Origin of the sequence: Shewanella sp. NKUCC06_TVS (genome assembly GCF_019345515.1) — a bacterium.
Lineage (GTDB): Bacteria > Pseudomonadota > Gammaproteobacteria > Enterobacterales > Shewanellaceae > Shewanella > Shewanella oncorhynchi.
The window spans coordinates 1-6,907 of the sequence record NZ_JAHKQX010000031.1 but is presented as its reverse complement, the minus strand read 5'-3'; the positions used below and the strand labels follow the sequence as shown (position 1 = coordinate 6,907).

The following is a 6,907-nucleotide window of genomic DNA, read 5'->3' as shown; positions in this document are numbered from 1 at the left end:
TTAAAAACATGGCATGTGGTATCTGAAACAAAAGGTCAGGATCAGATCAGGTTAATTAAAAATGGTTCAAAAAAATCCCCCGGGGCAAACCGAGGGATTTGTGTAGAAGAGGCAGCGCTCTGGCGGGGTTTATGTTTACCTGAAAATGTGATGTAAAGCACATACCTAGGTTCAGATGACGTGCACCATCTAGCTTCTTATATTTTTAACAATCATGAAATTAATGGGGTAAATATATGGGTTATTCGATAAAAGATCTTATTTATCAAGGTGAAAAATCAGGCGTACATAACTGGCAAACCCTAGAAGGAGCCAGCTTTTACTGGCATCCAGATTGGTTTCATATTGCAGAGGATATGACGGGCCATAACGCGACTGTGACTATCGATATCGATGGGGACAAAGCGACCCAAAGTGAGGCTGAACAATCAATCATTAAGCACCTCAATAAGAGTGGCAAATAGCTTGTAGTGGCAAAGACTTTAGTGCCCGGAGGCGATCGCCCTGCGGGCAATTTTGTCGATTAAGCCTGGTGCGATCAGCTTAAGCCAACGCCCCAAACGACCGCGAAGTGAAGTAATCAGTTGACGGCCTCGAGTTGCAATCACTGGCAACATCATATTAGCGCATTGCTCAGCCGTCAGTATCTTAGTTTCCTGCATCGGAGATTTGCCTAAAGGATTACCAGCACCATCGAGGGCACGTTTGTGAATTTGTGACACTACAAAATCGGGGCAAATAACAGTTACGGCCACATTGTCATCCACTAATTCAATCCGCAAAGAATCGAAAAAGCCAATCACAGCATGTTTAGAAGCGGCATAACCGCTGCGAGTAGGAACGCCCGTTAATCCAGCGACTGACGCCACAACCACCACTTGGCCTTTACTGGCTTTCAAGTGCGGTAACGCGGCATGGGTTAAATACGCAGGACCAAGATAATTCACCCGCATAATGTCTTCAAGCACTGAGAGCTGAGTCAGTTCATCAAAACGTGACCACATAGTCATGCCAGCATTGTTAATCAAAATATCGAGATGGCCATAATGCGCAACTGCAGCTTCAACTAAGGCTTCACACTGTTCTGGGCTGGAGACATCGGCGGCAAATACAAAAGGAGGCGGACCATAATTAGCGATTTCTAAAGCGAGTGAGGCGAGACGTGTTTCATTACGCGCACTGAGCACCAGTTGACAGCCCATTCGCGCCATTGCCACTGCGAGCGCCCGACCAATACCTTCTGAGGCACCCGTGATGATCACGACCTTGCCAGTGAGTCCATCCATAGTCATTCCTTTGTTATCGCTATGTTAATTACGCCTTTTGCTAAATTGGCATAATCACGCTAAAAGCGCAATCCTTCACGCGCGTTGTGCAAGCCTCATCTCGTATTGCTCACGATAATTAGCTAAGGGTTGCGGGCGCCCTATCGCATAACCTTGCGCATAGTTAATGCCTATGCTCAACAACCTGTCAATAATATCCTGATTCTCAACAAATTCAGCAACAGTCTCGATTCCCATAACCCGACAAACATCCTGAATCGATTTAACGATGGCGTAGTCTTTAGCATTCACGGCGAGGTTCTTAATAAAACAGCCGTCGATTTTGACATAATCCACCGGCAGCTCACGCAGATAACCATAAGAGGCAAAACCACTGCCAAAATCATCCAGTGCAAATGAAAAACCGAGTTTACGTAACTGCTTCAACATTTCCATACCACGATTGCGATTTTGGATCGCGGTGGTTTCAGTAATTTCAAAACAAATACATTGGCTTGGAATATCAAAAATGTGTTGCTGCTGGGCGATATATTCCACCATACCTTCGGCACCTAAACTATTGCCTGAAAGGTTGATCGAAATACAATGATCAGGCCAAAGCACGGGGTTCAAAGACAACCATAAAAAAGCTTTGCGGATGACTTCTTTATCAATATCTGGCATCAACTTAAAACGTTCAGCGGCGGCTATAAACTGCGCAGGCGCCAAAATGCGGCCACAGGGCTCTTGAATTCGTAGCAGGATTTCCATTCGTTGTCGCTGCGGACCACTGCCTAGTCCGCGGATCGGTTGGTAATACAGAATCAACTCATTTTCTTCAATCGCTTGCGCAATACGTACCGCCCATTTAGGCGCATTTCTTTGGTAGGTGAGCTCTTTATCTTTATCATCGTAAAAATGAATTTGATTAGCCCCCTTAGCTTTAGCGGCAATGCAGGCAATGTCCGCGTCTTTCAATAATTCTTGAGCATCAATATAGGGCGCACGACCAAAAGCGACACCTATGCTGAGGCCAACTTTATAATTACAGTTTTTATCGTTCAACACTTGCATGGAGACTTGCGCGATCATTTGCTTCAGTAATTGCGCCACAGATAAGGCACTACGATTACAAATCACTAAACCAAACTCATCGCCACCAAGGCGCGCCAATAACTCCTGTGGCCCAAGACAAGCCTGCATGGCCTTAGCCACCATAGCAAGCATACGATCGCCTGCAGTATGGCCACAACTGTCGTTAATCAACTTGAATTGCTCCAAATCAAGGTAACAAACGGCGATAGTTTTGGCTGAAGCGGCAAATTGGGGTAACTGCTCATCAAATGCCTGACGGTTTAGCAGCCCTGTTATGCTATCGAAATTTGCCCTTTTTTGTAGCTGGTGTTTAAGCAACTCTTCTTGAGTGATATCCCGCAATACCACGACAGTACCAACAATTTCTTTATCGTGATTACGCAGATTGCTAATACTGCGCTCCATAATCCGAGGCGAAGCAGTTAATAGCTTGATTTTCTCGACCTGCGGCGCTGATTCTTCGAGACGAATGCAGGTAAAAACCGCCTGGTTCAACTGCTCCCCAGCCTTTAACAGACTCGCAAGGCTCTGACCTATGGCATAGCAACTAGCAACATCGAGAAGCAACTCGGCCCGCGGATTCATATAAATCACGTTGGCATCGACATCGGTCAAAATCACCGCTTCAGCAATGGATTCTAAGGTGATTTTCGCGCGTTCTTTTTGCTGATAAATTCTTGCCAGCAAGCTATTAACACGGCTGGCGAGCACTTCTAATTCTTCATTACCCTCGCTTGTAACGGGTTGATAGACACTGGACATAGGATCGACCAGCGCCAATTGATGCATCAGATTTTTAAAGGGTTTGAGTAAGCCCGAACGCAGCCAAATATAGCCAAGACCAACAATAAACACACCAAAGAGAATAAATCCGAGCGATACCCAATCGAGTTGAAATTTAACCTCCCTAAAGGGACCATCGGAAAACAGTACTTGCAGGTAGACAGGCTTATCTTTTAACAGGCTTGGAATGTTAATCGCGTCACTGTGCACACCATCAACTGTTGGCGTAACGTCGCGAGAATGGCTCATGCTCACCTTAGTCACCAATAAGGCCTGAGCATATTCCAGTAAGTCTTTATCAGTCAGTTGGCGTACCAGCAGCACAGATTCATTGGGCGCAGAAGCCACGGAAGTAACGACATAAGCATACTTGCCCATCAAATAAGCGCCAGCAACACTGGGCTTATCGGCACTGACAATAGCACTGGCGATTTCTCGTAACTTATCATTCTCAAAGGGACGTTCATTGGGGAAAAAAGGGTGCAATTCACCCTGTCGTAGAATATACCAACTCAGATTGGCTGACATTGAGCTATCGCGCCACGAGGATTCAAGCTTTTTAAGTTGGTCTTCATCTAATTGAGACAAAGGTAAGGCATAGATATTAGTGAGAAAGGTTAAGCGATCTACATCAATTTGAAACTGCTGCTGGATATTGGCAAGCTCACGGTTAGCACTATCTTGACGTAATAGCTCGACGCGATGGTCGTACCAATAACCAAGACAATAGGAGACAATTACCACCGCAGGGAGACAAAAGCCCGCAATAAATACCATTATTTTCTTGCCAATGTGCATCTCTTACCACGGCTTGTTATGACTAAATTGATTGACGGCCTTGCATAATCCTTCACTGCGCCATGCAACATATCTCATTTGCGAATAGTATTAAACATCACTTCGCTTTAGTCGTTGCTAAAGTAGACATTTTCATGCAATTAAATCAATTTTATACCTTTGATTTAAATTAAAATTTATAAATTAAACGATTATAAATTTTACTTTTTTATCAAGATAATTCACACATAATCAGTATGTGAATATAGGGAATTCAAGCCGTTGTTTAAAAGTAAGACTCATTAAGCTCGCAGACGATAGAAACCACCGCATACGCTAATCCATAAAGATACCTTCGCCAGAAGCTCCAACGCTATCAAATTCAAATGTCGGATATAAAACAGGCCCGCAAGCGGGCCTGTTTCGCAAACCAAAAATTATTTATGGTATTGCTTTGATTGCGCATGAACCGCCTTGATAAAGGCGCCAGCATGTTCTGGATCGACATGCTGATGAATACCATGGCCTAAGTTAAATACATGGCCAGTACCTTCACCATAACCCGCTAAAATATGACCAACTTCCTCTTCGATACGTGGAATTGGCGCATACAACATAGATGGGTCCATGTTGCCTTGCAATGCCACTTTATGGCCTACACGACGACGGGCATCGGCAATGTCTACCGTCCAATCCAAACCTAGTGCATCACAGCCAGTTTCTGCCATCGCTTCTAGCCACAAACCACCGCCTTTAGTAAACAGCGTCACTGGCACTTTACGGCCATCGGCAAAGCGTGTCAGACCATCAATAATCTTCTGCATATAACGCAAAGAGAACTCACGGTAAGCAGAGTGCGATAACGCGCCGCCCCATGAGTCAAAAATCATCAAAGATTGCGCACCGTTAGCAACTTGAGCATTCAGGTATAGGATCACTGAATCGGCTAATTTATCTAACAGCATGTGTAATGCCATTGGCTCTGCGTAAGCCATCTTCTTAATTTTTTCGAAGGTTTTGCTCGAACCACCTTCAACCATATAAGTCGCTAAGGTCCAAGGTGAACCAGAAAAGCCAATTAACGGCACTGCGCCATTCAGTTCACGGCGAATAGTGCTAACGGCTTTCATCACATAACCCAGCTCATCTTCTGGATCTGGAATTGAGAGCTTTTTGATCGCATCGATAGTGTCTGTTGGGCGTTCGAAACGTGGGCCTTCACCCGCCTCAAAATACAAACCTAAACCCATAGCATCGGGCACTGTTAGGATATCGGAAAACAAAATCGCCGCATCGAGATCATAACGACGTAAAGGTTGCAGCGTGACTTCACAGGCAAGCTCATGATTTTTACACAAAGACATGAAGTCACCCGCTTGAGCGCGAGTGGCTTTATATTCAGGAAGATAACGGCCAGCTTGACGCATCATCCACACAGGGGTCACATCGACAGGCTCTTTTAGTAGGGCGCGTAAATAACGATCATTCTTTAATTCTGCCATTGGGCTTGGTTCCTAGTCTTATTGAGATCCGCTGGGTCGGTAGTTTAGCATTTACGCGAATAATGTAACCTTTATGTGCAAATTTATGTGAGCTATTCCCCATCATTGGCGTCGATTTGACCGCATAAACCGGAAAATGTTAGCCAGCTAACATACTGCTCATTTATTCGTAACGAAGTCACACTCAGACAGAAAAAAGTTGCGCCGGTTCCCCGCCTTTGGTATAAAAAGTCTGCGCTAGCAAGAACAATCAAGAAGCTCGTCGCATCGAGCCTGCTATAAACTTTACTCGCCCAACGATAGATTTCTATCGTTGGGCTTTTTATTTGCATTTTTCGATACGAAACAGCTGGTTTGTCCATTTCGTCATTCTCGCAAATTCGCATGAAAAGAGTTGATCGATTAGCAACTTGTCCCTACATTAGAGTTATGTGCTGGCACTTAAATGGAATGCATCATGCTGAGAGAACTCGAAAAAGCAGAACAGAAGTGGGGCGGTTCAAATAAGCTTATTGATCAATGGCTAAAAAACCGTCGAAAACTGTTAGTGCATTACTGCCAAATTGCTGGGCTTCCTCCTTACAGTAAATCAGAAAAATCACTTCCCTCGTTCGAACATGTTAAATCTTTCTGTGACTTATTAGTTGACTATGTCTCCGAAGGACATTTCGAGGTCTATGATAAAGTCGTTAATGCCTGCAGTGAATATGGCGAATCAAGCAAATCGCTCGCGCAACAAGTATTGCCCAAAATCACGCCAACCACGAATGCAGCATTAGATTTCAACGATAAATATGCGGAAACACAAGACGATTTCGTATTATATCAACTCGATAAAGACCTATCTGAGCTCGCCCATAACATGGAAACACGCTTCGAACTCGAAGATGAACTACTTGAAGTTCTCCATCGCAAACATTCTGAGCACAACCAGTAGCCCCCCTTCCTAAGCGCACCTTGCTGCATCTGTGCGCTTATCTATCCTTTCCCTCAATCGTTTTGAAAATGAAGTAGCATGGCTTTGGGCGACTACAGGAACACGTCCTAGTGCCATCAGACAGCAACCGTTTGAATCAAATTGAATCCGATAGAGCAGATGTAGTCATGGCCGAGGCAGCACACATTGGCAAATCGTTGTTTCAATAGGTATGGCGATATTGTTATGTAATGCTTGATAGCATTAATGTCTTGAGGAGCCACAGAAGATGACTCAGTTGTGCTTTCGGGAATGGATAAACTTTGCTAATTAATAGAATAGGTTTAGCTTTAAAACAAAAAATTCATATTCTGGTAAGGATTTCATCTACATGATGCCCGAGTATGAGGATAACCATGTGCTTCGAGCCCGAAGCATTAACGTCACTGGGACGAAAGATCCACGACGCCATAACGAAAAAAGCCTCATCTTTCGATGAGGCTTATCTCTTAATGTTGGCGGAGCGGACGGGACTCGAACCCGCGACCCCCGGCGTGACAGGCCGGTAT

The 6,907-nt window shown here is 44.6% G+C and carries 5 protein-coding genes; 2 read left to right on the top strand and 3 right to left on the bottom strand.

The features are described from left to right. Window positions 1-236 precede the first annotated feature (236 nt). Entirely contained in the window at window positions 237-464 is a 228-nt protein-coding gene (locus KO531_RS22095; RefSeq protein ID WP_105250390.1) for a hypothetical protein, read from the top strand. A gap of 18 nt (window positions 465-482) precedes the next feature. Here the strand turns inward: KO531_RS22095 and KO531_RS22090 are convergent, their stop codons facing one another. The 3 genes from KO531_RS22090 to hemE all read right to left on the bottom strand — a co-directional run bounded on the left by KO531_RS22090 (window position 483) and on the right by hemE (window position 5,422). Beyond that, on the bottom strand, window positions 483-1,286 hold the full coding sequence (locus KO531_RS22090; RefSeq protein WP_131526039.1) for an SDR family oxidoreductase: 804 nt from the start codon (window positions 1,284-1,286) through the stop codon (window positions 483-485). Window positions 1,287-1,361: 75 nt separating this feature from the next. Continuing rightward, complete coding sequence (locus KO531_RS22085) at window positions 1,362-3,941, bottom strand: EAL domain-containing protein (protein ID WP_113941706.1); 2,580 nt, start codon at window positions 3,939-3,941, stop codon at window positions 1,362-1,364. A 416-nt stretch (window positions 3,942-4,357) separates the two neighbouring features. Further along, window positions 4,358-5,422 (bottom strand): uroporphyrinogen decarboxylase, encoded by a 1,065-nt coding sequence (hemE, locus tag KO531_RS22080; protein ID WP_006079904.1) that lies wholly within the window; start codon window positions 5,420-5,422, stop codon window positions 4,358-4,360. 457 nt (window positions 5,423-5,879) lie between these two features. Between hemE and rsd the strand changes: the two genes are divergently transcribed. Continuing rightward, a complete protein-coding gene (gene rsd, locus KO531_RS22075; protein WP_219252242.1) occupies window positions 5,880-6,359 on the top strand; it encodes a sigma D regulator in 480 nt (159 codons plus the stop codon). Window positions 6,360-6,907 lie beyond the last annotated feature (548 nt).